This is a genomic window from Hasllibacter sp. MH4015 (assembly GCF_020177575.1).
In the GTDB taxonomy this organism is placed as follows: domain Bacteria; phylum Pseudomonadota; class Alphaproteobacteria; order Rhodobacterales; family Rhodobacteraceae; genus Gymnodinialimonas.
Map to the genome: position 1 here is coordinate 2,040,694 of NZ_JAHTBK010000001.1, position 26,477 is coordinate 2,067,170.

A 26,477-nucleotide genomic window follows, 5' to 3' on the forward strand; every position below is an offset into this window, starting at 1 on the left:
GCCCCGGATCAGACCGTCAGTGCGGCGACAGGGGTACCGGTGTCAAGCGGCAGGCTTTTACGTGCCCGCCGCCAGTCCCCGATGTCATCAGATAAAGTACTCGTTGATCAGCACATCATTGCTGTCGAATTCCCGGAACCAGGTGTCCCAGGTTTCGGTGTTGTTGTTGTCGAAGTCCCGCACGAGGTAGCTGCCATCGTCGTAATCGTCGCGGCGATAATCCTGCGCACCGGAGGCATCGTAGACGATCAGGATCTCGTCCCAGACCTGGCTGTTGCCCGCATCGAAGACCTTGCTGCGGTTGGTGCCATCGTCGTTGTATTCGATGAAGGACGTCGCGACACCCGACGTGTTGTAGAAGATCTCCTTCAAGCTCCAGGTCTCAGTCCCGGCCTGATCGAAGTCGGTGGTCTTCCGCGTGCCATCATCATTGTATTCGTTAAGGAAATCACGATCCACGCCATTGGTGTAGACGTCGATCTTCGTCGTCCAGACCTTGGAGCCGTCGTAATCCTGATACGTCACCTCGAACCGCCCGTCGTCATAATTCACGCGGCGCGACGTCTGCTGGCCGCCTGCATTGTAGAAGGTGAGCGCGGTCGTCCAGATGATCGCGTTGTCCTGATCGTAATCGGTGAAAATGCGCGTGTTGTCGTCGTAAAGGATGTCCTGATAATCCGTCGCGTTCGACACGGACTTGCCTGTGGTGGAGGTGGCCCAGGATTCGACATTGGTCGTATCATAGAACGTGGAGAAGAGCGCACCTGTGTCGAGCGTCGTGACCCGGTTCGTCAACGCCCCGCCGGCCTCAAACGAAAACGCGATCTGGGTCCAACCATTCGTATTCGTCTCATCGTAGTCGATAGTGAGCGACGTCTGGTCATCGTAGATGATGGTCCGCGACGTCAGAAGCGCGGTTGACGTGTAGAAATAGGCATCCGTCCAGAACCCTTCGTCCCCGTTCGCATCGAACGTGGTCACGGTATAGGCGCCGTAGGCGGCCAATTGCGTCAGGTCGCCTCCCAATAGCGCCTGAACGGCTGCGGGCGGTACCGTGTCGGGATTGATATCCGCGGCCATCGAAATCGTCCGTACATTGCCCGTCGCGCCACCGGTCATGGTGATCCCGTTCACGACGGCATCGCCGCCGGATGTCGAGAAGGAGAGCGCGTTGGTTTGGCGATCGAGGAAAATGAAATCATCCGCGCCGAAATCCGTGATGCGATTGCCGGAATTGTTTTCGGCCCCGTCGAACACGAAGATGTCGGCATCGCCACCGCCGGTCAGGGTGTTGTCGCCCTCATCGGCGACGATCAAATCGTTGCCTGTACCACCGTCCAGTGAATCATCGCCTTCATCACCCGAAATCACATCATTGCCGGCCGCACCGAAGATCGTGTCGTTACCGGCCCCGCCAAGAATGACGTTCGTGACTGCGTTGCCGGTCACGGTATCGTTGCCAGAGCCGCCGCTGAAGTTCTCGATGGTCGATGTCTGGAAGATCGCCAGGTTGTTGGTGCCCGTCCCTATCGAGGAGAATGTACCCGCCACAAGGCTTATCGTGCTTCCTTCCGTCGCCGTGCTCAGGTCGATCGTGTCAATCCCGCCATCGTCGATGATGGTGACGGCGGCGTCTGCCGTTTGGGACGTGAACAGGTCGTAGTAGCCGCCGGCGGTCGAGTTCACGCCATAGACGGTGTCCGTATCGCGAAGGAAACCTGCAGTCCCGTAAAGCGCTTGCATCGCAAGGATGTCGGCCATCATCGGCGTCAGGACCGAGTAGTCCACGAAGCTGCCACCGGTAAGCTCGTAGGGAAAGAAATAGGACATCAGCGACAATTGCGTGCTGTCGTTGATGAAGAGGTTGTCCGCACCACCGGTCGGAGAATAGGTCGCGGTGCCATTGTAGGGACCCGCGTGGATCAACCCCATCGCGTGACCGATCTCGTGCATGTAGGTCTGGAATCCATAATCCGACAGTGTATTGCCGTAGGTGTCGACCCAGGACGACGAAATCGTGACCGTGGACGATCCGATGACGTTGTTCACGATATTGTTGGGGCCAGCGAATGCATTAAGTGTCGTGGCATCGCCGTTATTGTCGTTGACGAAGGTGATACCCGGCGTCCCACCGCCGGTATGGGCGGCGAAGTTGATGCCCGTCACCATCGTCCAGGCCTCCATCGCGGTGATGGCGAGGTACTGCTCGTCCGGGTCGAGATCGGAAATATCGTAAGTGATCGTACCTCCCGGGGCTACGTCGAAGGCGACCTGCGTCCCGAACCATGAGGTCGACAGGAATTCAGCGATCTCCTCGTTGGTGCCGACGCCGAAATTCTGGATTTGTGCCGTGACCGTGTAGCTTCCGGTTGCACCGCTGAAGCTTGTCGCGGCGACATAGACGATTTGCGTGGACGAGCTTGTGTTCTGATAAACGATCGTGGATTCGTCAATGTCGTAATAGGTTTCGGACTCGCCGTTGAACGGGTTGGTATAGATCTGCGTTCCGCCGGCATCGTAGAGCGTCAGAAGCGTGTTGGTCGCGCCGAGGGAAACGTTGTCCTGCACAAGCGTCAGGTGCGCCCCGGCCTCCAACGTGATCGCGATCCAGTCCACATCGCCTGTGCTTCCGACCGTTCCAGAGAAGACGTCGTTGTCGCCCAACGAATATGCTGTCGACGCATCATCTGCCGCGTCAGCGATCTCGGTGATGGTGGCCGAGGCGGAGTTGCCGCCGCCACCCGTGTTCGCACCGGTTCCCGTCGACGCCGCACCGTCATCATCGTCATCGCGCTGTTCTGGCAAAAGCCATTCATCATGCCCGCTAAGCTCAGTGAACGGGTGCATGGCCTGGCAAATTGAACACATGACGATCTTCCTCCAAATAAGGCCAATTCCGGAAATGCACAGGGTGTTGGGGGTGTGGAACTGGCGCCGACATTAACAGTTGTAAACGCGCTCAGAACGTATGACCAGTCCTGTCTCGGCCGAAAGCAGACGACGCGCTGATAGCGTCAAACCATGACGACTTTGTGGCAACAGTCTGGTTTCTTCGACGGATAAACACCTGAAATTCAACTGCATTACCGAACTTGGGTCTTAGGCCGTCCTGCCGGCTTTTCAGCACGCTTTGACCGATGACCCCGTATTTTCGGGGGGGGAAGGCGCTTACGCGTCAATTGCCCGCAGGATGGCTTGGTTAACCTTGTGAACGTCATATTTCTCTTCCGCCACGCGCCGCCCCGCCGACCCCATGGAACCGGCAATCGCAGGCTCATCCAGAAAGCGCCGCATCGCGTGCGCCAGGGCGTCCGCATCGCGGACCGGCACGAGAAATCCGTTCACGCCGTCCACCACCGTTTCCCGGCATCCGGGCGCATCGGTAGTAATCACAGCGCGCCCGGTCGCCATCGCCTCCAGCACTGTGCGAGGCGTCCCCTCCCGGTAGCTTGGCAAAACGTATACCGTGCAGGCCTGCAAAGCGGGGCGGACATCGGACATCGGGCCGGTCCAGGCAACATGGCCGTCCTCGACCCAGGCATTCATTTCCGCCTGCGAGATGCCATCCGGGTTAGGATCGAAATCGCCGACAAGGTGAAATTCCGTTTGCGGCGCGCTGGCACTCATCTGGCGCGCGGCAGCCACGTATTCGCGCACACCCTTGTCTCCCAGAAGACGTGCGATCATCAGAAAGCGGATCGTCGGTCCGTCCGGCAACGGTGTATGGGCAAAGGCCTGCAGGTCGACGCCAGAGCCATTCACGATTTCAACCTTCGCGCCGTCGGGGATCAGGCCGAGCCGGGTCATCTCATCCCGGTCGTCGGTATTCTGGAATAGGATCACCTGAGCCTCGCGCAGGGCGCGCCGGTACAATCGACGCACGATCGCCTTGATCACGGCCCGCCGCCCGGTCGCGTTGCCAGTGAACGTGTAGCCCAGACCCGTCACCATCGCATTGCGTTTGGAAACGCCCGCCAGCCGCGCCGCGATAAGGCCCCAGATGATCGGTTTGATCGTGTAGCCGAGGAAGAGGCTTGGTTTGACCCGCCGCATCAGCCGAACGAGTTGCATCACCGCGCCCGCGTCCCGAAGCGGGTTCATCCCGGTCCGTGTGAACGCTGCATCATGGCAGACGACGCCCCGCTCCTCCAGCCAGCGCGAGGTCGCCGGGTCACCGCTCAGGCCCGGTGCGCAGGCATGGACCTCGTATCCCTTGTCCAGAAATGCTTCGATAAGAGCGCCGCGAAAATTCACCAGGGACGGGCTGAACGAGGCGAGGATGAACGCCCGCTTCATAGCCTGATACGAACCCCTCGGGTCCGAAGCTCCGCCGGGGCGGCATTGAAGCGCGCGCGGAAGCGGAAATAGAGAAACAGCACCACGAAGAGCGTGAATAACGGACCCGGGGAATGCATCAATTGGTTGTTGGCCGGCGCGTAGGCCAAGCCAATATTGAGCATCGCGAACACCGCCAAGGAAAGCGGATTGCGATAGAGCAGGATCTCGCGCCACGTCTTGCCATAGAGGAACCCAACGAACCCCATGAAGACAAGCACGCCGGGGAAGGTCAGATCCGACGCGAGCCAGGCAAAAACGGTATGCCACTTCGTTTCGGCCCACCCGGTCGACGCCCCGACGATATAGGGATAGCTCTCCTCCACCATGAACGGCGCACCGAAGAACTGGTTCAGGATGACCGAGACGGAGTAGGACGACCCCGCAAAGGCAGTCCATGTGAAATCCTGCTCAAAGGCGAGCGACAGGCCGTAATATCCTTGCGCGAGGTAGCTGCTGAACATCACAAGCGGGAAGGATAATTCCGGGCCCAGATACTGCTCAAGAGCGCTGTCATATCTATACGTGATGAGGGGATGCAGGTTCACGTTAAGCGTCGCCAAATCCACACCGATCGCGCCATATCGGTTCGCAAGAAGAACCAGCAGCACGTAAATCCCCGCAAAGATCAACGCCGCCGCCTTCAGCAGGACCGACATGCGCAGACGGCCGGTCGAGGCCTGGTTTGCGACAATGATGGTCACGATGTAGATGATGATGTCGGCAAATTGCTTCTGCTTTCCCGCACCAAGCGTGAAGACGAGAATTTGTACGATCAGCAGGTAAATGACCGCGATCTTTGCCGGCAGGCCGATCTTCCGAAAATAGAATATTCCTAGGATTTGCGACACGAAAAGCGCCGGGGCCACGAGGGACGTGATAATGAAGTTGAGGGAATAGCGTCCGGTATTGCGAGTATAGCCATCATAGGCCGAGAAGTAGGACAGGGCCGCATCCGCGAAGCTGAGCGTCAGCCCCCCTGTTGCAATTGTCCTCAGGAGTTCGAACGTCATGACCACGGACGTCAGAACGATGCAGATATTGAAGATCCGGCGAAGCAATCTGGCGTTTCCGGCCGCGGTTGCGCCCTGACGCCTCTGCACCGGCGCACGGACCCCCAGATAGTATCCCACCGCGAAGAACACGGCGACGCACAGAATGAAGCCGAACACGCGCGTTGGAAGGAAACCCGAATATTCCAGCGGTCCGACGGTTGCGATGGTTACGCCGAGGATCAGATATCCGACCGCGGCATACATCGGCCCGTTTGCGATTGCTTTGGTCACGGGCCCTCACTCCGATCACGCTTCGGAAAAAGTGCAGACGCCTCGTCCCGGAACGACAGTGGGTGAAACAAGGCGGATTGGCGACAGGCGTGTTTGCGGCGCAAAACTTCATCCTGCGGTGCGGTCAGGGCTTCGATCACGCGGGCGACCGCCGTTTCAAAATCGTCATACTCGATGCTCTCGCAATAGGGGCCCAATGTCATGAAGGGTGCGATATTCTCCAGCGGATTGGTCAGGACCGGGGTGCCTACGCTGATGGATTCGGCAAATTTCGTCGGGAAGCCCGCGCGCGTCGCGATCATCGGTTTGCGGAGGAAAATCGAATAATCGGATGTCTTCAGGGCCTCCAACAGTTCCGCGCGGGGCCGTCGCCCGTGGAAGGTCACGCAGCTTGCGAGGTCCTCCAGCATATCGGCATGCTCCGGCTTCACCGCAAGATAGTCATCCCGCGTCACGCCGTACAGGTCGAAGCGGAAATCGTGGCCAGCACGCCTTACCGCCGCGAGTATGTCGAGAACCCAGTCGATCCGGTCCTTCATGCCCCCCGTTTCAGCGGCGATCGTGCGGCGATCCCCGATTGAGCCGCCATAGAACAGACGCTTCGGCGCGCCGTCCGGAGTGGCGGAGAGGCCCGAGATGTCGGAAGGATCATGTTCGATCAACGTGGGCAGTTCGACCAAGGTGTCGAACCACTTGGAATAGTACCGCGTCAGGAAGGCGCTTGTCGTGATCAGGGCGTCCATGCGCGGATTGACGACACGCATCCGGAACGCCGTATCGAGGTTCTTGATCACCGATGTGACGGAGCGCAGCCTTTGTGGCTGGTACCATTCGGTCACATCCGCCATGGCACGGGCACCGATCTTTCGCGCCAGTTTGCGCACGCGCATCTGAGCCATCGCGGGGAAGTTGTAGCAGATGATCGAATGCACACGCCCCGGATACTGGTCTTCGATCAGCGCGGCCAGCCCATCGACGCGCGTGATATATCGCATCCATTCCGACCGGCTGAACGCCGCGCCGATCTGCCAGCAATCGTGGTCAATTCCGTCGAAATCAGCCGGCCGATACGCACCTTGCCCGAATGGCGCATCCGGGTCACGCCCGGCCAACACGACCTTGTACCCCAGGGAAGCCAGCAACGTCGCATTGGCACGGACCCGCTGCGCGGCGGCATTCCGCTCGGGCAGCTCGAAAGCGCCGACATAGATCACAACATCACGCAAAACCGTCAGCCGTCCTTGCCAATCGACCGCCTCAACCCCGCGGACGCCACCCAAGCAAGGCCCAGACTTGCCGCAATCCCGAGTGTGACGATACCGGCATCGAGAAGGAAATCCAATCGGGCCGAGCGCGGGGTGAGGACCGGATCCAGCAGCTCCAGCAGGCCGCCGGCGACGGCGATGGCCGTGGCTATGATCCCGGACCAGATCAGGACGAAACGGTCGAGATAATTTCGCCCGCCCATCAGCAGCGCAATCGTCTGTGCCGACACGTAGGCTCCGACACCAAGGCTTGCGCCAAGGGCAATCCCCTCGATCCCCATGGAACGGCTGAGCAAGACGCTTGCGCCCACATTCACCGCCATGCCGATCAGACCGAATAGAAGCAGCGCGCGGGTCCGTTGCTGCGCCAGGAAAAGCCGGTTGAGCACTTCGCGGATCCCGAAAAGCAAAACGATGGGCGAAAGATAGGTGATGACGCCACCCGCCGCCGCCGCATCCGCTGCATCGAACGCACCGCGGCGGAACACGAAGCTGACGAAATCCTCACCCCGCAGCAGGCACAGCACGAACAGCGGTGCAGACAGGCCAAGGGCCACGACGAGTGCCTGGAGCACATAGCGCCGTGCCTGCACATCCCGACGCGCAACCACGCTTTCGGTCAGATACGGAAACAACACGTAGGCCACGATCAGGGAAAAGACCGACGACAACAGGATTGCCAAGCGCATGGCATAGTTGAGGTGCGATACGGCACCGTCCGAGAACGCCGACGCCAATGCCGTGCCGATCAGAATACTGGCCTGATCGAAGGACGTGCTCAGGAACACGGGCAAGGAAAGCGCCGCGATCGACATCGCGATGCGGGGATCGAACGACGCAGACGGTGCACGCGGCCAGAGCGGGCGCGCCTTGATGGCAGAGAGCGGAGCCATGATCACCCATCCAAGAACAGCCGCCACCACCATGATGATGATCGAGCCACCCACAAGGGCCGCCACGGCCAGCCCCAAAATGACGAAAAGGTGGTTCAGGAGCGGGACAAGCTGCGGCCAGACCAGGCTCTTGTGGGTTTGCAAAAGAGAATTCTGAAGACCGACCCAGCCCGTGAATACGAACCCGAACGCCATGATCCGCGTCATGGTCACCGCAAGCTGGCGCGTCGTCTCCGGCCTGTCTTCTGCGATCAGATCGACGATACGGTCGGCGGCGAAAAACGTGACACAGGCAAGCGCGAAACTGAGCCCGACATAGCTGACGACCGCCGTCCGATAACTGAGCGCGGCGCTGCCCTCCCCCTCCGCCAGGGCCTTGCGATAGATCGGCAGGAACACAAGTCCGATCGTCGCCAAAACACCGCCGAACACGAAACCCGGGATCGCGTTTGCGATGAAATAGGCGTCCGTTTGTTGCCCCGCGCCGAATTGGAGCGACAGCAGCACATCCTTTGCGAAGGCGGCAAGCTTGGCAAGCGCCGCGACGATTGCGACGGTCCCGACCTGCCGGACCAGCGCAAGGCGCCCGCGCGGCGCATCTCCATCGGCGGATCCGGTCACGGTGCCGGCGTTTCGTGCCACACCGTTCGCTTCACGTAATCGACATAGCTTTGCACGATCCGGGCGACCTGCAACGACACGGGGCCCCCTTCGTAATCCCCAACCGGCGGGATCGCACGCGGCGCGCGCGCATGTTGCGACACGACGAGCTTGATCGACCCCAGAACACGTTCGGGCCGCAAGCCGCTCATAACGACGGTGCCCTCATCCATGCCCTCTGGCCGTTCGTGTGCGTTGCGGATGGTGACGGCGGGCAAATTCAAGAGGGACGCTTCCTCGGCAATCGTGCCGCTGTCGGAGATCACGCATGTCGACGCCATCTGGAGCCGGACGTAATCGAAAAACCCGAAGGGCGGCAGGAACCGGACATGGGCAATGTCGTCGACCAGATCATCCAGCCGTTTGCGGGTGCGGGGATGGGTCGACACGACGATTGGATATCCGTATTCCGCCCCGAGCTGGCGCAGGCTTTCGATGAGGTTCTCCAGGTTGACGGGATCGTCGATATTCTCCTCCCGGTGGGCGGACACGATGAAGAACTCCCCCTCCTTCAGGTCCAGACGGTCCAGGATATCGGACGCCTCTATCTTGTCGCGATAGTGCGTCAGGACCTCATCCATGTGGGAGCCGGTCTTCATGATCGTCTCGGGCCGGATGCCTTCATCGAGCAAGTATCGGCGGGCATGTTCGGTGAGAACGAGGTTGATGTCGCTGAGATGGTCGAGGACCTTGCGGTTCAACTCCTCCGGCACGCGCTGGTCGAAACAGCGGTTGCCGGCCTCCATATGAAAGACAGGGATTCGGTGACGCTTGGCCGCGATCACAGCCATGCAAGTATTCGTATCACCGTAGAGCAGAACAGCATCGGGTTTCTCGGCGGCAAGCACGTCATCGGCGGCCGAAATCACGTTGGCGATGGTCTTGGAGGGCGTGTCGCCCGCGACACTCAGGAAATGGTCGGGCTTGCGGACCCCCAGATCGTCGAAAAACACCTGGTTCAATTCATAATCGTAATTCTGCCCCGAATGGACCAGGACGTGGTCGAATTGCCGGTCGAATTCCGCGATCACCCGGCACATCTTGATGAGCTCGGGTCGCGTGCCGACGATTGTCATCACTTTAAGCACGCAGCTTCTCCTGAATGTATTCGAGGTCTCTGAGAACGTTCATCGTTCCCGCCACGTCCAGCCGACGGGTATTGTGGGAGGTGTAATCCTCGTGGCTTGCCACATTCTCGGCTCCGTCGACGAAATACTTGTCGTAGTTCAGATCACGATTGTCGGCCGGGATGCGGAAATAGTCACCCAGATCATCGGCGCGGGCCATCTCCTCACGGGAAATCAACGTCTCGTAGAGCTTCTCCCCGTGGCGCGTGCCGATGATGCGCGTCTCGCTTTCGCTTTCGAACAGACGTTTCAATGCCTCCGCGAGATCACCGACGGTCGAGGCCGGTGCCTTTTGCACGAATATATCGCCTTGGCGCGCATGTTCGAACGCGTAAAGCACCAGATCCACGGATTCTTCCAACGACATCAGGAAGCGGGTCATGGTGGGATCCGTGATCGTCAGCGGCGCACCGGCCCTGATCTGCTTGACGAACAACGGAATGACCGAACCGCGAGAGGCCATGACATTGCCGTAGCGCGTGGCGCACAACACCGTGTCGCTTTGGCTGAGCGTGCGGGATTTGCCGACCAGCACCTTCTCGGCCATCGCCTTGGAAATCCCCATCGCGTTGATCGGGTAGACCGCCTTGTCGGTGCTCAGAAGGACCACGCGTTCCACGCCGCATCGCACTGACGCGTGGATAACATTGTCCGTCCCGTGAACGTTGGTGCGCAACGCTTCCATCGGATAGAATTCGCACGATGGCACCTGTTTGAGCGCCGCCGCATGGTAGACGAAGTTCACGCCGCGCATGGCATTCTCGATGCTGCTGGGATCGCGCACATCGCCGATGTAGAATTTCAGCTTCTCGTTCGACCACGCAAGGCGCATTTCCTCCTGCTTCTTCTCGTCCCGGCTGAAGATGCGGATTTCATCGAGATCGCTGTCGATAAAGCGACGCAGAATGGCGTTGCCGAACGACCCGGTGCCGCCCGTGATCAGAAGCGTCTTGCCTTTATACATCTTGGCTCAACTCACTTGTTCTGGGAAATCGGGACGGGTCGCGTGCATGTGCGTGATGAGCGTTGGCCAATCGGGCGGCGTGTACCCGATCTTGCCCCGCAAGACGCTGGAATCGAGCGACCGGTCGATTGCGACTGCATCATCGGGCAGAATCTCGATGGATGTGCCATAGACATCCCGGATCAACAGCAACAGGTCGTATTTGGAAATCGGCGCCGACGAGAGGTTGTAGACACCGTGCAAGTCAGACCTTGGCAAGATGTATTCCGCCAGGATGCGCGCGATCTCAATTGTCGGGAACCCTGAATAGATCGCCCGGCGATACCCCTTGACCTGGCCGGTTTGCGACAGGAACCAATCCACCAGCGAATGGTGGTTCGTCGCCTCATGCCCGATGATAGACGTGCGCAGAGTCAGGACATGGGGCAGCCCGCCCACCTCACCGAACCGCTTCGATACGCCATAGACGTCGTCCACATCGGAAGGCGCATCGTCGGAATAGTTTCCGTCTTTGCCGGAAAATACGCAATCGGTGCTGACATGGATCATCCGCGCCCCGATCGCCGCACACATCTGGGCCAGCCGGTGTGGGAAAAGCGTGTTCATCGGGAAAGTCCGCAGCACTTCGGATGCGTCCGACCGCTGCTTGATGACGCCTGCGCAATTGATCACGCAATCGGGACGTTGACGTACCAGAAGCTCAAGCAGATCGTCGCCATCGAGCAGGTTTGTCCGGTGGGTCGGCACGTCCGGCATACCCGCGTGGCGGGTGGAGCCCGGACGCAGCGTTTGCTCAACCGAGTATTCACCGTGGCCCGCCAGATGCGTCGCGACCATGCTGCCCAACATGCCATTGGCCCCAAGGACCAATATGTTCATCGCCATGTCCGCCCCCTGCCCCTCATAGTCGACCGTCCGAGGCATCGACGGGCAACGCGCTCTTCAGATCGAAGAAGATATGGCCGGGTTTGCCGAAGGCCCGCAAGGCCTCGGCGCCCTGTTCCACATAGGCGCGATGCGGGACGGCCAGCACCACGCAATCGTAGGAGTCGACCTGTGGCACCACGATCGGCAGGCCGTACTCGGCCTCTGCGTCCTCGGTGGCGACCCACGGGTCGTGGACATCCACCTGCATCCCGAACCCCTCCAGATGGTGAACGACATCCACCACACGGGTATTTCGCAGGTCCGGGCAATCCTCCTTGAACGTCAGGCCAAGGATCAGCGCGCGGGCATTCTTGATCGGGCGTTCGCTCTGGATCATCAGCTTCACGCACCGCGTCGCCACATGCTCGCCCATCCCGTCATTGATCCGCCGTCCGGCGAGCACGATTTCCGGGTGATAGCCCGCCGCTTGCGCCTTGTAGGTCAGGTAGTAGGGATCCACGCCGATGCAGTGCCCCCCGACAAGCCCCGGACGGAACGGCAGGAAATTCCACTTCGTTCCGGCGGCCCGCAAGACCGCCTCCGTCTCGATCCCCAGCTTGTCGAAGATGATCGCCAGCTCGTTGATCAACGCGATGTTGAGGTCACGCTGCGTGTTCTCGATCACCTTGGAGGCTTCCGCCACACGGATGCTTTCCGCCTTGTAGGTTCCCGCAGTGATGATGGAGGCATAGAGCGCGTCGATCTCCTCCGCGATTTCGGGCGTGGAGCCTGACGTGACCTTGCGGATCGTGGTCAGCCTATGGGCCTTGTCGCCGGGATTGATCCGCTCCGGCGAATACCCGCAAAAGAAATCTCGGTTGTAGGTCAGGCCCGACGCCCGTTCGAGGATCGGCACGCAATCATCTTCCGTCGCACCGGGATAGACCGTGCTTTCGTAGATCACGATGTCGCCTTGCCCCATGACCCCGCCGACGGTCTCGGATGCCTTTATGAGCGGGGTCAGATCCGGGCGTTTGTGGGCGTCGATCGGCGTGGGTACGGTCACGATATAGATGTCGGCGGCGCGCAAATCCTCCGGGTCAGCGGTGAATTCCAGATGGCGCGCGGCGGCGAAGTCTTGGGCCTCCACCTCCAGCGTACGATCCGTCCCGCCGCGCAATTCCGCAATGCGCCGCGCGCTGATATCGAACCCGATGACGCGCCTGTGCTTGCCGAATTCCATGGCCAGCGGCAGGCCGACATATCCAAGGCCGATGATTGCGAGGGTTTTGTCTGCTTGGTCCATTGGACTAGTTCCCGTCGTGATCCCGGACCGTACGCGCAAAGGCCAAGCTGCCCTCGCACAGGCCCGTCCGCCGATAGCGTCCGGACAGGTCTCGCAGCATTGCCGCACTTGCCCAAGGGCCGGGTCCGACCTCGGTCTGCATCGGCATGTTCTTGCGGATCGTCTTCATACCGAGGCAATCTTCGATGGCTTGCACGGAGTCAAGCGGACTGACTGCGTTGGAACGGTTATGTTGGCGAACGATACGGGTTACGAATGTACGTGGCGTCGCCTTCTGGAGGGGACCGGAGGCGCAGACCGGTCGAATTGGATCGACAGGACGTCAAAACAAAGCCCTCCACGCGCGTCCACGATGACGAACGCGTCGGCGGTTCCGAAGCCGCGCGATCGTTGCTTGTGGTGTTGGAGACGGGCCCTTCACCAGATCGACCGCCATCCTTAGATAAGAACAAACGTTTCAGAAACGATGGGCCCTAGTGCCGACAGCGGGAATTCATGGTGCCCGGGGGCGGAATCGAACCACCGACACGAGGATTTTCAATCCACTGCTCTACCCCTGAGCTACCCGGGCACGGGAACGGGGCGGCGTGCGCGTGCCCCTTGGGTGAGCGGCGTTCTAGGGCGTTCGCGGGGCGCTGTCCATAGGGGGTGGGGCTATTTTTGCCGCGCGCGGGGTCAGTGCAGTTTCGGGGTCGAATTCGACAATTCCTCGGCCGCGCGGTCGATGTCTTCGGGGTCCTCGGACGGCACGGCATAGGAACCGTTTAACCAGCGCCCAAGATCCACATCCGCGCAGCGGCGCGAGCAGAAGGGGCGGTATTGCTGCGTGGTTTCCTTGTGGCAGATCGGACAGGGCATGGCGGCTCCTTTCGCGGCGGGCATTGGGTAATCTGGGGCAGCCTGATCCTGCCTGCAAGGGGGCCATCGGGGCGATGGGGATTGCGCAGGGGCGTTTTGGGCCGTTAGCTGGGGCAAAACACGGGTGGAGCGGTGACATGGGCATTTCACGACGGACGGTTTTGGCGGGTTCGGGGGCGTTGACGCTTGCGGGATGCGTGGGCGGTGGCGGGTTCGGCCTGCCGGAAATCGGAGCGGCGGGTGCCGGTGGGCCGTCGACGGATCCGGATTTCATGCCGCAACCCAACGCCGATTTCGACCAATGGATTCAAGCCTTTCGCCCGCGTGCGCGCAGTGCGGGGATCAGTGAGGATGCGCTGAGCCGAGGCCTGCGGGGTGTCGGCTTCCTGCCAGGTGTCGTGGAACGGGACCGCAACCAGACGGAATTCCGCCGCTCCACCGAGGATTACCTGGCGCTGGTGGCGGGCGAGGATGACCTGTCCATCGGGCGGGGACGCTTCTCCAACAATCGCAGCGTTCTCAGTGAGATAGAGGCCGCCTACGGCGTGCCGCCGGAGGTGACGGCGGCCGTGTGGGGGGTGGAGAGCCGGTTCGGGACGCGGTTGGGGGATATTCCGGTGATCTCTGCCGTGGCGACTTTGGCGTGGGAAGGGCGGCGCGGGCGGTTCTTCGAGGCGCAGCTGATTTCGGCCCTGAAAATCATCCAGAACGGTGATACGACGCCCGAACGGATGCTGGGGTCCTGGGCCGGGGCGATGGGACATACGCAATTCATTCCAACGACTTACGAGGAATATGCGGTCGATTTCCGGGGCGACGGGCGGCGCGATATCTGGTCGAGTGATCCGACGGATTCGTTGGCCTCCACTGCCAGCTACTTCAATCGCTTCGGATGGCGGCGCGGGGAGCCGTGGGGGATGGAGGTGCAATTGCCCGCCGGGTTCAATGCCTCCACCGGGCGGGACAACAGGCGCTCCGTGTCGTCCTGGCGCGAGCTCGGCGTGCGGCGCGCGGGGGGCGGGCAGATCCCTGACCACGGGTCGGCGGCGATCCACGCGCCGGGTGGCACGGGCGCCCCGGCGTGGATTTTGTACCACAATTTCAACGTGATACTGCGCTACAACAACTCCACCAATTACGGAATTGGCGTCGGCTACATGTCCGACAGGCTGGCGGGTGGCGGGCCGCTCAGGCAATCGTTCGGGGCGGATTCCAGCGGCCTGACGCAGGCGCAAAGGCGCGAGTTGCAGGAGCGTTTGAATGCCGCCGGGTTCGACGCGGGAACGCCGGACGGGGTGATCGGATCGGGGACGGAAGCGGCGATCTCGGCCTATCAGGCGGCGAATGGGCTGCCGGTGACGGGGGAGCCTTCGCTGGAGCTGCTCCGGCGGCTGAGATGACGCGAAATCGCGAAAACACCGCCGTATAGGACCGGTATAGGGTCGGTACATCTTCGGTATATACGCGATTGACGCACCAATCTTGCGCCAGGCCCAGAGAACCGCGCGCTGATGCGAAGCGCGGCAAAGGAAGGACAGTCCAGGCGTCCTGCCCCCAATACGGGCCAAGGTCCGATCCGCGCGGCAGGGTGGTCTTGCCTAGGACCTGGGCCAGACCTGCGCGAGGGGCAGACGGTCGCGCTTGCGGGTGAGTTCGAGATGGCCGAGCGGCGTCCACCCGGCGACAACCACGTCCGATCCATCCTGTCGGAAGCTCTTCTTCACCGCATCTTCCACCTGCTTGCGGTCGCGCTTGGGCATCGGCGCGAGGTCGAGGGTGATCTGTCCGCCGAGCCCTTTCAGGCGAAGCTGCCGCGGCAGGTCGCGAACCAGGGCGAGGTTGGCCTTGAGACCGGCGGCAAGCGAATGGTCGGCGCCGGTATTCACATCCACGGCGATGAGCGCGCGGGTCGCCTCGATATAGGCGTGGCCACCGCCTGAGAGCGGCTGGCGCGGGGAGAGGGCGGCGTCGATGGCCTCCAACACGCCGTGGGCAACGAACGAGCCGTCCTCGGTGACGATCTCATCGGGGTCGGTCCAGTCGCGCCAGGCCAGGACATGGGCGCTGTCTTCACCCAGCAGCCATTCCGGCGGGCCGTCGCGCTGTTCCAGCACGGCGGTGGCGATCTTGCATTGCTCAAAGATGTCGCGGTGGATGTCGTCTTCGTCGGCCCCGTCGGCGGAGGAGCGGATGATGAGGCCGTATTCCTCCGTCGCGGCGCGGCTGTCATGGGCGATGGCGAGCAGGCGGTCGCGTTCGCCCTCCTCCCGGATCGAACGGGAGACGTTGAGGCCGGGCTTGTGCGGCGTGATGATCGCGTAGCGGGATTTGAAGATCAGGTCGGGCGTGACGGGGATGGCTTTGCCGGGTTCCGCGACGCCCGAGACCTGCACCCAGAACGCATCGCCGGGCGCGATGTCCTTGGCACGGCGGAGGTAGCCGGTGAGGCCGTTGCCCAGTTGCAGGGTCAGACCGCCCTGCCCTTTCAGCGGACGGTCCGCAACGGCCCATGCGATGGCCCCGACACCGGGGGCGGCGTCTTCGGGCGGGTCGATCAGGAGGTCGTGGAGCTTGCCGTCGACCATGAGGGCGGCGGCTTCGCGCCCGTTGATATGGTCGAGGAGGATCGTGGTGCCTTTCATGGGCGCGGCCCCGCAGGAGCTTCGGCAGCGCGATTGCGCAAAGCTGTGCCATCGGCGGGCCGCGGTACGGCGATCCAGCGGTCGTTGGGAACCGCTTTATGGCGGCCAGGTTCGAATGACGCCCCTTCGATGCGCCAAGTTGGGCCAAATCGCCGTGCCGTCCGGGCGGGTCGCGCCACGGGCGCGCACTTCCAGTGCGACCGATGGCACGGCGGCCTGCGGCCTTGGTTCCGTGCCGATGCGTCGTGTCGAGGCGTCGCGTTCATGTCTTCCAAACCTTGACCCCCGCGCCCTGCAACAGGTTCGCCGTCTCTGCCAGGGGCAGGCCCACGATGGCGGAGTGGGAGCCGCTGATCCACGGGATGAACGCGCCGGCGGGGCCTTGTATCGAATAGCCGCCTGCCTTGCCCTGCCAATCACCGGTGGCGATGTAGCCGTCCAGCTCCACCGCGCCCAGGCGTTTCATCTTCACGCGGCTTTCGACCACGCGGGTGCGGAGCGCGTCGGCGGTTTTCACTGCGATGGCGGTGTAGACGCGGTGGCGGCGGCCACCCAGAAGCCGCAGGAAGGCGCGGGCTTCATCGGCATCGGCGGGTTTGCCGAGGATGCGGCGGCCAAGGGCCACGGTGGTGTCGGCGGCGAGAACCACTTCGCCTTGGGCACAGGGGATCGCTTGCGCCTTCTCACGGGCCATGCGTTCGACGTAGGGGCGCGGGAGTTCGCCGTCGCGCGGGCCTTCGTCGATGTCAGGGGGGCGGATGTCGGCGGGGGTGAGGCCCAATACTGCCAGCAGTTCAAGGCGGCGCGGGCTGCCGGAGCCGAGGATGAGGTTCATCTGGCCCCCACCCTACTTTGACAAAGCCACGCGCGCGGCGGCGTTGTAGTCGCGTTGCAGGCGTTCCATCCGCCGCTGGTCCTTGCCTTCGGGGATCACCAGCTCGGACCGCTCACCCTTGAACTTGGTGTGGCGGAATTTGAAGGCGTCGACATCATCGGCGAGTTTCGCCCATTTCACCACATCCGCGTCATCGGTCAGTAGGTGGCGCGCGGGGCGGCGCAGGGGCTTGGGATTGAGGTAGTCGAATTGCCAATCGCTGTCGGGAACGAAGAGGATCTGCGTCTCCTGATCAATCGGGGGGGTGATGTCGACCAGGCCATCACGGTCGAGAACCGCGTGGCGCTGCGCCTCGAGCCAATAGCCCGTCAGCTCCCAGATCAGCCAGCCGAAGACGGGTTGCGCGCCGTCGCCCGCGACGATGACGTTGTAGAAGGGCTGGTCTTCCAGAGCGCCTTCAGCGGGCCTCACGGGCACGTAATCCGCCACCCCGTCGCCCAAGGTGGCCGCAAAGGTCCGCACCCCGTCCGAGATCTCGGCGGGGGTGGTTATCGTGCGGTCTTCGCTCACTTGAAGCGGTAGTTGATACGACCCTTCGTGAGGTCGTAGGGGGTCATTTCCACCTGGACTTTGTCGCCTGCCAGAACCCGGATGCGGTTTTTCCGCATCTTGCCTGCCGTATGCGCGATGATCTCATGGCCATTTTCGAGCTCGACCCGGAATGTCGCGTTGGGCAGGAGTTCCTTCACGACACCAGGAAATTCGAGCATCTCTTCCTTGGCCATGGTCACTCCATTCGTTGCGCCCCGACGATCGGGGCAGACGGGGGGTAAATGCGCCTAATGCCCGAAGGTTTCAAGGCAAATCGCGTTGTTCCCCGGATTGTGACGCCCGGTCGTGACTTTCGGGCCAATGGGCGTGGTTGAAGACGGCCCCCTCCGCGCGGACCCGGTGGATGGCGTCGATGTCGATATCGGCGAGCACCCAGCCGGGCTCGTTCAATGCGCCCTCGGCGAGGATGCCGGTGGGCGGGAAACCCAGGTCGGGCGGGCCGTAGATGGCGGCGGCACCCACGTTTTCGTCGAGTGCGGGCGACCAGGGCGCGGGGCCGACGGTGGGCGAATGGACGGTGACGCATTGCCCTTCGAGCGCGCGGGCCATGGACCCGATGCGGACGCGGGAATAGCCCGCAAGCGCATCGGTGCAGGACGGGGTCAGGATGATCTCCGCCCCCTGTTCGATGAGTGCGCGGCCCAGGAGCGGGAATTCGGCGTCGTAGCAGATCAGGACGCCGATCTTGCCGAGGGGCGTTTCGGTGACCTGAAGCGGGTCGCCGGGGACGACGTCCCACTGCTCCCTCTCGAACCGGGTCATGACCTGCTTGTCGGTGTAGTCGAGGAAGCCGTCGGGGCCGACGAGCCAGGCGCGGTTGACGGGGCGGGCGCGATCCTCGTCGAAGACGGGGCCGGAGGGGCAAAGGATGTGGACGCCGTAGCCCTGGGCCAGGTCTGCCATCAGGTGATCGGCGTCCTGCGCCAGATCGGAGGCGGCGTGGAGCGAGGCCTCCAGATCGCCCGCGGCGGCCTGCAAGGTGGCGAGTTCGATCCGGCCATATTCGGGAAAGACCAGAAGGTCCGCGCCCGCCTGCGCGGCCTCCCGCACCCAGTGGATCTGCTTGGCGGCGTAATCGGCCCACTCGGTGAACTGGTCGAGGGGATAGGCGGCGGTCGCGATTTTCATAAGGCTCTGGTCCAGACGTTCAGGATCTTGGTGGTGGGCGCGGTATCGCCCACATCGGTCCAGTCAAAGTGCGCCTGCGCGCCGGGCACGGGCGCGTAGCCGCGTTTGCGCCAGAAGGGATCGAGCGGGCGGTAATCGGCGGGGCGCTGGGGATGGTCGGGCGCGCGTGCCACCGCACAAAACGCGGAAAGCGGAAAGCCGAGCGCGCGGGCATGGGCCTCCCGCAGATCGAAGAAGCGGTGGCCGAGGCCCCTGCCCCGATAGTCCGGCAAGAGCACGCTTTCGGCGCAATAGAACACATCGGCGGGTGCGAAGGGCGCGCCTTCGATCTGGGCGGCATCGGCGTGATCGCTGAGCGGCATGCCCGTGGCGGCCCCCACGATCCGGTCGCCGTCGCGCGCGGCGATCAGGACGGCGCGGGGAGTGTCGCGGTAGGATGCGAGGTAGCGCGCCTCATTCTCCGCATCGCCATCGTAGAGATAGGGAAACGCCCGGAACACCGTGATGCGCAGCCGCGCAAGGTCGGGCAGCGCGGCATCGAGCGCGGGGCCGGTCAGTGCCTCCACCCCAAGGCTCATCGGGCGGAGACCTGTGCGATCCAGTCGGCGAGGTTGTAATAGGTGACGATCCGGGTGATCCGCCCGCCCTCGATACTGAAGAAACCGCCGGCGGGCAGGCGATAGGTCTGGCCCCGCGCCTCCGGCAGGCCCTCATCCGTCTGGAGGTAGGTTCCGTTCACAGTGAATTCCGCCGCTGCGCGGGTGCCATCGGGCGTGGCCATGACGACGATGTCAGTCAGCTGCTCCGTATAGCACCGCTCCATATAGGTGCAGAAGGCGCGGAAGGCGTCGGTGCCGGTGCGGATTTGCCCCTCGTTGACGTGGTGGGCGATGTCGGGGGCGAGGCAGGCGATCATGCCGTCGATGTCCCCGGCATTGAAGGCGGCGTAGTAGCGGGTGATGAGGTCGGTGCTGTCCATGGGCGCACGATAGTAGCGCCGCGTGCGGGACGGAAGTGGCCTTGATCCTTCCCAAACGGCCACACACGAACGCCTGAAGCCGCCGACCTTTTCGGGAACAGATGCCGTGTTCCGGTGTTGGTCCCCGACGACAGAGACATGGGCGGGCGACCGCCCCGTCGCGATGCGCGCCTGCCATTGGGGCGCGCGCGGCGGATCAAGCACCGGTCGGAGGCCGGGCAGCCAAGGGGACACACATGGCCGAGAGCGGCAAGAGAGACCTGACCAAGGGCCCGATCTGGAAGGCCCTGACCGCCATGTCGGCCCCGATGAGTTTCGGCATCTTCTCGGTCATCGCGGTGGGTCTGGCGGATGCCTATTTCCTGGGCCAGGTCAGCGGGGCCGCATTGGCGGCGGTGGGCTTCATCTATCCGGTCATCACGGCCATCACGTCGCTTGCCATCGGGTTGAGTGCCGGGGCCAATGCAACGCTGTCCCAAGGGGTCGGGGCGGGCAAGGACACCGACGATGTGCAGCGCCTTGGCCTGCACGCGATCGGCCTTGGCCTTGCGCTGGCGCTTGTGATCGGCGCGCTGATCTGGCTGATCTTCCCGTTCATCTTCTCCGCCCTCGGCGCGGAGGGTGAGGTGGCCGAAGAGGTCGCCGCCTACATGCCGCTTTGGGCGCTGTCGTTCCCGTTTCTCGTCACGATGATGATTACCAACGCGGTGTTTCGCGCCCATGGCGACGGGGCGACCTCGGCGGCGATCATGGTGGTGGCGGCGTTTTTCGGCATCGCGCTCAACCCGATATTGATTTTCGGCTGGGGTCCGATCCCGGAGATGTCCACGGCGGGTGCTGCCACGTCTACGTTGATCGGGCGGGTGATCGCCATGGCGCTGGCCCTGTGGCTGGCGTGGCGGCGCGGCCTTCTGGGGGTATGCGGCAACGTGCTGAGCGGCCTTTGGGGCAGTGTGCGGTCGATCCTGAGCGTGGGGCTGCCCGCGTCGATGTCCAACGCGATCAACCCGGCCGGTATGGCGCTGGTGACGGCGGCGGTGGCGACGGTGGGCGACGCTGCCGTGGCAGGTTTCGGCGCGGCGGGCCGGGTGCAATCCATCTTGCTGGTGCCGTTGATGGCCGTCTCCGCCGGTATCGGACCCGTGGTCGGCCAGAATTGGGGCGCGGAGAAATACGGCCGCGTCACGCAGGCGACATCTTGGGCCTTCGGGTTTTCGCTGGCCTATGGCGCGGTGGTCGGGATCGTTCTGTTCACCCTCGCCTCCCCCATCGCGGGGCTGTTGGCGTCGGGCGAGGAAGATCAGGGATATGCCGCGCAATACCTGCGCATCGTGGGCCTGACCCTGTTCGGCTACGGCATCCTTGTGATCGGAAACGCGGCGATGAATGCCCGCGACAAGGCGCTTTGGTCCATGTCGCTGAGCCTTGGGCGTATCTTGTTGATCTATCTGCCGCTGGCGTGGATCGGCGTCTGGACCTTCGGCTATATCGGCATCGTCTTTGCAGCCGCCCTTGCCAATATCCTGGGTGCCGTCGGCGCGATCTATGCCGCGACGCGCACCGATCTTCTGCGTCTGCCGGAGGGGTGGTGGAAGAGCGGGACGGCGCAGCGGGCCTGAGGCGGGGCACGCGCGGGCGAGATCAGGCGCGGTCGGGCGGCGGCGGTTACGCCTCTGTCGGGGGGCCGAACCGGTCCTGCATCCGGGTCACGATCTGGTCGCGGGCCTGGCGGTAGCTGGCAAGCTTCGCGTCCCGCGTCTCGCCCAGGCCGGTGGGGTCGATGATCGGCCAGTATTCCACGTCGATATGAAACGTGCGCGTCATGTCGAGGGCGCGGCGCTGGCTGGCGGGGCTGAGGGCGACGATCAGGTCGAAGCCGGTCAGGTCGTCGCCCCATTGCTCCATCTCGTCGAAGGAGCGGACGCGGTGGCGTTCCAGCTCCACCCCCAATTCGGCGCAGACGGAGACCGCGAAGCCGTCAATCTCCAGCTCGTGCTTGACGCCCGCGGATTGCACATAGGCGCGGTGGCCGTAGAATTTCTTCATCAGCCCCTCGGCCATGGGGGAGCGGGTGGAATTGTGATCGCAGCAGAACAGGACCGATTGGGGGAAGGCCTTATGGGATGTGTCCGGGGCCACCTGGATCACGCTCCGAAATGCAGGACACAGATCAGGGTGAAAAGGCGCCGCGCGGTGTCGGTATCGACCTCCGCCTTGCCGTCGAGGCGTTCTTGCAAGAGCCGCGCGCCTTCGTTGTGGATGCCGCGCCGGGCCATGTCGATCGTCTCGATCTGGTTGGGGGGCAGCGTCTTGACGGCGTTGAAGTAACTCTCGCAGATCTGCCAGTAATCCTTGACGGTCTGGCGGAACGGCGACAGCGACAGGTGGAATTCGGCGGCCGGTTCGCCCGCGTCGGTGTCGACGTCGAAGACCAGCCGCTTTTCCCGGATCGCGAGGGTCACGCGGTAGGGGCCATCGGGGACGTCATCGCGGGGGATGGAGAACGTGTTCTCCTCCAGCAGGTCGAAGATTGCGACCTTGCGCTCCTGCTCGATCTCGGGCGTGGGGGCGGGCAGACCGTCGGTGTCGATCTCGATATGGCTGATATGCATGGTCAAACCTCCCCCTCCCGGTTCAGGCGATCGAGACGCGCGCGCACGGAGGCCGCATGGGCGCCGAGACCTTCGGAGGTCGCGAGGATCTCCGCCGCGGGGCCGATGGCCTTGAGCGCGTCGGGGTTCATGCGGGCAAGGGTCGTCTTCTTCATGAAATCCAGCACATTCAGCCCAGAGGAAAAGCGCGCGGACCGCGCGGTGGGCAACACGTGGTTCGGCCCGCCGATGTAATCGCCGATGGCTTCGGGAGTCCATTGGCCGAGGAAAACGGCACCCGCATGTGTGATCTTGTCGAACAGGGCGTCGGGATCGGCGACGCAAAGCTCCAGATGCTCGGGGGCGATCCGGTCCGACAGGGTGGCGGCCTGATCGAGGTCGCGGACCAAGATGATCGCGCCGTTGTCGCGCCACGACGGCCCGGCAATGGCGGCGCGCGGCAGGGTTTCGAGTTGGGTTTCAACGGCCTGGGCCACGGCGCGCCCGAAGGCGGCATCGTCGGTGATGAGAATGCTTTGCGCGCTTTCGTCGTGTTCGGCCTGGCTGAGCAGGTCGGTGGCGATCCAGTCGGGATCATTGTCGCGATCCGCGATCACGAGGATCTCGGACGGGCCCGCGATCATGTCGATGCCCACGCGCCCGAAGACGCGGCGCTTGGCGGCGGCGACGAACGCATTGCCGGGGCCGGTGATCTTGTCCACGGGCGCAATCGTTTCCGTCCCGTAGGCCATCGCGGCAATCGCCTGCGCGCCCCCGATGCGATAGATCGTCTCCACCCCCGAAAGCTGTGCCGCCAGAAGCACCAGCGGGTTCGCCACCCCGTCGGGCGTGGGCGCGCAGATCACCAGATGCTCCACCCCCGCGACCTGCGCCGGGATCGCGTTCATCAGCACCGAGGAGGGATAGGAGGCCAGCCCGCCCGGCACGTAGAGCCCCGCCGCCGACACCGCGTTCCAGCGCCAGCCAAGCGTCGCGCCCTCGGGATCGGTCCAGCGCGCATCTTCGGGCATCTGGCGGACGTGATAGGCGCGGATGCGGTCGGCGGCCAGTTCCAGCGCCCTGCGCTCCGCCTCCGGCACGCGGGCGGCGGCCTCCGCGATCTCGTCTTGGGAAAAGGCCAGCGTCTCGGGGGTCAGGGTCAGGCGGTCGAATGTCTCGGTGAGCTCGATCAAGGCCGCGTCGCCGCGCGCGCGCACATCGGCGATGATACCGGCCACGATGTCGTCCACATCCGCGCTGTCCTCCCGCTTCATCTCCAGAAGGGCGGCGAAGCGGGCCTCGAAATCGGCCTCCGTGGTATCAAGAAATTGCGGCATGTCCCCTCCGGAATATTAGGCGGCAGATAGCGCGGCGGGACCGGCGGCTCAACCGTTTGCGAGGGGGCAGACCATATAAAGCTGGTTGTGGATGTGACCGCCATGGTTCAGCGCGCGGGGAATGCCGCCGGTCACGGTGAATCCATGGGCCTCGTAGGCGGCGCGCGCGGATTTGTTGTCGGCGCCCACGTCCAGCTCGAACTGGATAATGCCGTCGTCAGCGGCCTCTGCCTTGGCGGCGTTGAGAAGCGCGCGGAAATGGCCCTTCTGGCGCGCTTCGGGCCGCGTGTAGACGGCGACGATATGGCCACGGTGGGCCTGGACCTGGCCGGGGAAGCGGTGCCAGCCAAGGCAGGACAGGACGCGGCCCCCTTCGACGACGGCCCAAAGATGCGTCTTGCCCATCCAGTCCACGACCTCGTCCGGGGCCCGGGCGGCCCATTCCGCGGGCATGGTGCCGAAGCTGTGCGTGGCCAATGTCAGCATCTCGGTGCGGATGTCGTGGAACGCCTTCCAGTCACCCGGACCAAGACGACGCATACCGTCGGGGCCGGGCGTCGGGCGGGGTTCGGAAAGCGTGCGGACCATGAAGATGTCGTCGCGCGGCGTGCCATCCATCACGACGGCCGCGGGCATCTGGCCGACACCGCGATAGCCGAGCTTGGTGTAGAAGGCCCGCGCGCGGGTATTGGCGGCGGCCACCCAAAGCTCCAACTGCGTCACACCGCGCGCGAGGGCGAGATCCTCGAAATACGCCATCAGCGACAGCGCGGCGTCGGAGCCGTGACGGCACCCGGTGACGTAGAACGGGCCGATATGGGCGCGGTGGGACGCCATGGCCCAGGGATGAAACTCCAGCCCCCCAAAGCCGATCAGGGTGACGCCGTCGAAACAGCCATGGAGGCGTCCGCTGTCCAATTGCGCGGCCACGCGGTCCGGAGGGGCCGAGCGCGCCTCTGCCGCGGTCAGGAGGAAGGCTTCGGGGAAGGCCTCGATTCCCTCAAGGCGCAGGGCGGCAAAGACCTCCGCATCGGCGGCGGTCAGGGGCCGGTGGCTAAGCGCCATGGTCCGGCGCGTGGCCCGAGGGCGCGATATAGGGCTTGGTGACGTCCTTCAGGGTCAGCTCCAACGCTTCCACATCCACCGCCACCGCGCCGTCACCCGCCAGCACGAGGGTCAGGCGGCCCATGCCATCTTCGGACGGCTCCCATTCAAGGGCAAGAAGCGACAGGATCGTGTCCGTATCGGCCCGGTCGATACCCTGCGTGGCAACCGCCAGCACGTCTTCGATCGCGAGGACGGCCTGCACTCGTTGCGGATCGCCGCGCCCCCGCTCCTCCCAGCGGAACCGGTTGAGCAGGATCGCGAAGCGGCGCGCCTTGCGGTCATAGCCCATCTCGGTGATCGGAAAGACCGCGTCCTGCACGAGGGCGGAGATCACGGGGACATCCGCGGCCTCCAGTGCGCGCAGGGCGACTGGCGCGTCATCGGCATCCTCGAACCGGGCATCCCGGGGCTGATCGTCAGACGCCATCGTTCAACCGCTCCACATTCGCGCCGACGCCGCGCAGCTTGCGCACTAATTGTTCATAGCCGCGATCCAGGTGATAGACGCGGTTCACCACCGTCTCCCCCTCTGCCGCGAGCCCGGCGAGGATCAGCGACACCGAGGCGCGCAGATCGGTCGCCATCACTGGCGCGCCCTTGAGCGTTTCCACGCCCGTCACGCGGGCCGTGTTTCCGTGAACCTCAATCTTCGCGCCCATGCGGATCAGTTCGGGCGCATGCATGAAGCGGTTCTCGAATATCGTCTCTTCCAGAACCGCCGTGCCTTCGGCAAAGCACATCATCGCCATGAATTGCGCCTGAAGATCGGTGGGAAATCCGGGGAACGGAGCGGTGGTGACATCGACCGCCTTCAGCCGGCCGCCGGGGTGCCGGACCTTCAGCCCGGCCTCGGTTTCCGTGATCTCCAGCCCCGCCTGTTCCATCTTGTCGCACAGGGAGGCGACCAGATCGCGGCTGCCGCCCAGGCATTCGACCTCTCCGCCCGCGATGCCGGGGGCGACCATGTAGGTGCCCAACTCGATCCGGTCGGTGATCACGCGATGGGTGGTGCCGTGCAGGCGGTCGACGCCGCGGATCACCATCGTCTCCGTCCCCGCGCCTTCGATATCGGCGCCCATGGCGATCAGGCAATCGGCCAGTGCCTTGGTGTCGGGTTCGCGGGCGGCGTTCTTGATCACGGTCGTGCCCTTGGCGCGCACGGCGGCGCACATGACGTTTTCCGTGGCACCCACGGAGGGGAAGGGAAATTCGACCTCCGCCCCTCTCAGGTCGCCCGAGGCATGGACGTAGCCATCCTTCAGCTCGACCTTGGCCCCCATCTTCTCCAACCCCGTGATGTGGAAATCCACGGCCCGCGCGCCTATGGCACATCCGCCGGGCAGTGAGACGATCGCCTCCCCCGTCCGGCCGATCATGGGGCCGAGCACGTTGAAGGAGGCGCGCAGTTTGCGCACGATGTCGTAATGGGCCAGATGCGAGGTCAGGTTGGCCGCCGACAGGGCGAGGGTCTGTCCCTCGTTCAGGCGACCGACTTCCACGCCGAGGCTTTCGAGAAGCTCGCTCAGCGTGGCGACATCCGACAGGCGCGGCACGTTGGTGAGCGTCAGCGGCTCATCGCTGAGCAAAGCCGCGCACATCAGTTTCAGGCAAGTGTTCTTTGCGCCCGCAATCGGGATCTGCCCGCTGAGCGGCCCGTTGCCGGTCACCACAATTCTGTCCATTTG

At 63.5% G+C, this 26,477-nt stretch carries 26 protein-coding genes and 1 tRNA gene; 2 read left to right on the forward strand and 25 right to left on the reverse strand.

The window, feature by feature from the left end; genetic code table 11:
- Nucleotides 1-87: 87 nt before the first annotated feature.
- The 12 genes from KUW62_RS10495 to KUW62_RS10550 all read right to left on the reverse strand — a co-directional run bounded on the left by KUW62_RS10495 (nt 88) and on the right by KUW62_RS10550 (nt 13,561).
- Entirely contained in the window at nt 88-2,847 is a 2,760-nt protein-coding gene (locus tag KUW62_RS10495) for a M10 family metallopeptidase (RefSeq protein ID WP_224815434.1), read from the reverse strand.
- A gap of 321 nt (nt 2,848-3,168) precedes the next feature.
- The gene (locus KUW62_RS10500) at nt 3,169-4,296 is read right to left on the reverse strand and encodes a glycosyltransferase family 4 protein (RefSeq protein WP_224815435.1); all 1,128 of its coding nucleotides are present in this window, start codon (nt 4,294-4,296) and stop codon (nt 3,169-3,171) included.
- Nucleotides 4,293-5,621: a hypothetical protein gene (locus KUW62_RS10505; RefSeq protein WP_224815436.1), complete on the reverse strand. Its 1,329-nt coding sequence runs from the start codon at nt 5,619-5,621 to the stop codon at nt 4,293-4,295. Before KUW62_RS10505 ends, KUW62_RS10500 begins: the two co-directional genes overlap by 4 nt.
- Entirely contained in the window at nt 5,618-6,847 is a 1,230-nt protein-coding gene (locus KUW62_RS10510; protein ID WP_224815437.1) for a glycosyltransferase, read from the reverse strand. Before KUW62_RS10510 ends, KUW62_RS10505 begins: the two co-directional genes overlap by 4 nt.
- Nucleotides 6,848-6,852: 5 nt before the next feature.
- Nucleotides 6,853-8,400, reverse strand: a complete 1,548-nt coding sequence (gene murJ, locus KUW62_RS10515) for a lipid II flippase MurJ (RefSeq protein ID WP_224815438.1) — start codon at nt 8,398-8,400, stop codon at nt 6,853-6,855.
- Entirely contained in the window at nt 8,397-9,527 is a 1,131-nt protein-coding gene (gene wecB, locus KUW62_RS10520; protein WP_224815439.1) for a non-hydrolyzing UDP-N-acetylglucosamine 2-epimerase, read from the reverse strand. Before wecB ends, murJ begins: the two co-directional genes overlap by 4 nt.
- Nucleotides 9,520-10,530: a polysaccharide biosynthesis protein gene (locus KUW62_RS10525; RefSeq protein ID WP_224815440.1), complete on the reverse strand. Its 1,011-nt coding sequence runs from the start codon at nt 10,528-10,530 to the stop codon at nt 9,520-9,522. Before KUW62_RS10525 ends, wecB begins: the two co-directional genes overlap by 8 nt.
- Nucleotides 10,531-10,536: 6 nt before the next feature.
- The gene (locus KUW62_RS10530; protein WP_224815441.1) at nt 10,537-11,415 is read right to left on the reverse strand and encodes an SDR family oxidoreductase; all 879 of its coding nucleotides are present in this window, start codon (nt 11,413-11,415) and stop codon (nt 10,537-10,539) included.
- A 16-nt stretch (nt 11,416-11,431) separates the two neighbouring features.
- The gene (tviB, locus tag KUW62_RS10535) at nt 11,432-12,703 is read right to left on the reverse strand and encodes a Vi polysaccharide biosynthesis UDP-N-acetylglucosamine C-6 dehydrogenase TviB (RefSeq protein ID WP_224815442.1); all 1,272 of its coding nucleotides are present in this window, start codon (nt 12,701-12,703) and stop codon (nt 11,432-11,434) included.
- A gap of 4 nt (nt 12,704-12,707) precedes the next feature.
- Nucleotides 12,708-12,872 carry a hypothetical protein gene (locus KUW62_RS10540; protein ID WP_224815443.1) on the reverse strand — a complete coding sequence of 55 codons (165 nt, stop codon included), beginning with the start codon at nt 12,870-12,872 and terminating at the stop codon, nt 12,708-12,710.
- Nucleotides 12,873-13,199: 327 nt separating this feature from the next.
- A tRNA-Phe gene (locus KUW62_RS10545) sits at nt 13,200-13,274 on the reverse strand.
- Between the two features lie 104 nt (nt 13,275-13,378).
- Nucleotides 13,379-13,561, reverse strand: a complete 183-nt coding sequence (locus KUW62_RS10550; RefSeq protein WP_224815444.1) for a DNA gyrase inhibitor YacG — start codon at nt 13,559-13,561, stop codon at nt 13,379-13,381.
- Nucleotides 13,562-13,698: 137 nt separating this feature from the next.
- Between KUW62_RS10550 and KUW62_RS10555 the strand changes: the two genes are divergently transcribed.
- Nucleotides 13,699-14,961 carry a lytic murein transglycosylase gene (locus KUW62_RS10555; RefSeq protein WP_224815445.1) on the forward strand — a complete coding sequence of 421 codons (1,263 nt, stop codon included), beginning with the start codon at nt 13,699-13,701 and terminating at the stop codon, nt 14,959-14,961.
- A 198-nt stretch (nt 14,962-15,159) separates the two neighbouring features.
- On the opposite strand, the gene KUW62_RS10560 is transcribed toward KUW62_RS10555, so the two are convergent.
- The 7 genes from KUW62_RS10560 to KUW62_RS10590 form a co-directional block, all read right to left on the reverse strand.
- The gene (locus KUW62_RS10560; RefSeq protein ID WP_224815446.1) at nt 15,160-16,203 is read right to left on the reverse strand and encodes a ribonuclease E/G; all 1,044 of its coding nucleotides are present in this window, start codon (nt 16,201-16,203) and stop codon (nt 15,160-15,162) included.
- A gap of 262 nt (nt 16,204-16,465) precedes the next feature.
- Nucleotides 16,466-17,038 carry a nucleoside triphosphate pyrophosphatase gene (locus KUW62_RS10565; RefSeq protein WP_224815447.1) on the reverse strand — a complete coding sequence of 191 codons (573 nt, stop codon included), beginning with the start codon at nt 17,036-17,038 and terminating at the stop codon, nt 16,466-16,468.
- A gap of 12 nt (nt 17,039-17,050) precedes the next feature.
- Nucleotides 17,051-17,608, reverse strand: a complete 558-nt coding sequence (locus KUW62_RS10570; protein WP_224815448.1) for a hypothetical protein — start codon at nt 17,606-17,608, stop codon at nt 17,051-17,053.
- Entirely contained in the window at nt 17,605-17,823 is a 219-nt protein-coding gene (gene infA / locus KUW62_RS10575) for a translation initiation factor IF-1 (RefSeq protein ID WP_011455993.1), read from the reverse strand. The genes KUW62_RS10570 and infA overlap by 4 nt, the downstream gene beginning before the upstream one ends.
- 70 nt (nt 17,824-17,893) lie before the next feature.
- Nucleotides 17,894-18,778: a carbon-nitrogen hydrolase family protein gene (locus KUW62_RS10580; protein ID WP_224815449.1), complete on the reverse strand. Its 885-nt coding sequence runs from the start codon at nt 18,776-18,778 to the stop codon at nt 17,894-17,896.
- Nucleotides 18,775-19,356 carry a GNAT family N-acetyltransferase gene (locus tag KUW62_RS10585; RefSeq protein ID WP_224815450.1) on the reverse strand — a complete coding sequence of 194 codons (582 nt, stop codon included), beginning with the start codon at nt 19,354-19,356 and terminating at the stop codon, nt 18,775-18,777. Before KUW62_RS10585 ends, KUW62_RS10580 begins: the two co-directional genes overlap by 4 nt.
- Nucleotides 19,353-19,757, reverse strand: a complete 405-nt coding sequence (locus KUW62_RS10590) for a ketosteroid isomerase-related protein (RefSeq protein WP_224815451.1) — start codon at nt 19,755-19,757, stop codon at nt 19,353-19,355. Before KUW62_RS10590 ends, KUW62_RS10585 begins: the two co-directional genes overlap by 4 nt.
- Before the next feature lie 236 nt (nt 19,758-19,993).
- Here KUW62_RS10590 and KUW62_RS10595 point away from each other — a divergent pair, with 236 nt between their 5' ends.
- Nucleotides 19,994-21,376, forward strand: a complete 1,383-nt coding sequence (locus KUW62_RS10595; protein WP_224815452.1) for an MATE family efflux transporter — start codon at nt 19,994-19,996, stop codon at nt 21,374-21,376.
- A gap of 46 nt (nt 21,377-21,422) precedes the next feature.
- Here KUW62_RS10595 and KUW62_RS10600 read toward each other — a convergent pair whose 3' ends face one another.
- The 6 genes from KUW62_RS10600 to murA all read right to left on the reverse strand — a co-directional run bounded on the left by KUW62_RS10600 (nt 21,423) and on the right by murA (nt 26,474).
- A complete protein-coding gene (locus tag KUW62_RS10600; RefSeq protein ID WP_255599360.1) occupies nt 21,423-21,818 on the reverse strand; it encodes a low molecular weight phosphatase family protein in 396 nt (131 codons plus the stop codon).
- Between the two features lie 83 nt (nt 21,819-21,901).
- The gene (locus KUW62_RS10605) at nt 21,902-22,369 is read right to left on the reverse strand and encodes a UPF0262 family protein (protein ID WP_224815454.1); all 468 of its coding nucleotides are present in this window, start codon (nt 22,367-22,369) and stop codon (nt 21,902-21,904) included.
- 2 nt (nt 22,370-22,371) lie between these two features.
- Entirely contained in the window at nt 22,372-23,685 is a 1,314-nt protein-coding gene (gene hisD, locus KUW62_RS10610; protein ID WP_224815455.1) for a histidinol dehydrogenase, read from the reverse strand.
- Between the two features lie 48 nt (nt 23,686-23,733).
- The gene (locus KUW62_RS10615) at nt 23,734-24,750 is read right to left on the reverse strand and encodes a GNAT family N-acetyltransferase (protein ID WP_224815456.1); all 1,017 of its coding nucleotides are present in this window, start codon (nt 24,748-24,750) and stop codon (nt 23,734-23,736) included.
- Entirely contained in the window at nt 24,740-25,219 is a 480-nt protein-coding gene (locus KUW62_RS10620) for a DUF2948 family protein (protein WP_224815457.1), read from the reverse strand. Before KUW62_RS10620 ends, KUW62_RS10615 begins: the two co-directional genes overlap by 11 nt.
- Nucleotides 25,209-26,474, reverse strand: coding sequence for a UDP-N-acetylglucosamine 1-carboxyvinyltransferase (gene murA, locus KUW62_RS10625; RefSeq protein ID WP_224815458.1), 1,266 nt, complete (start codon nt 26,472-26,474; stop codon nt 25,209-25,211). The genes KUW62_RS10620 and murA overlap by 11 nt, the downstream gene beginning before the upstream one ends.
- Nucleotides 26,475-26,477: the final 3 nt, after the last annotated feature.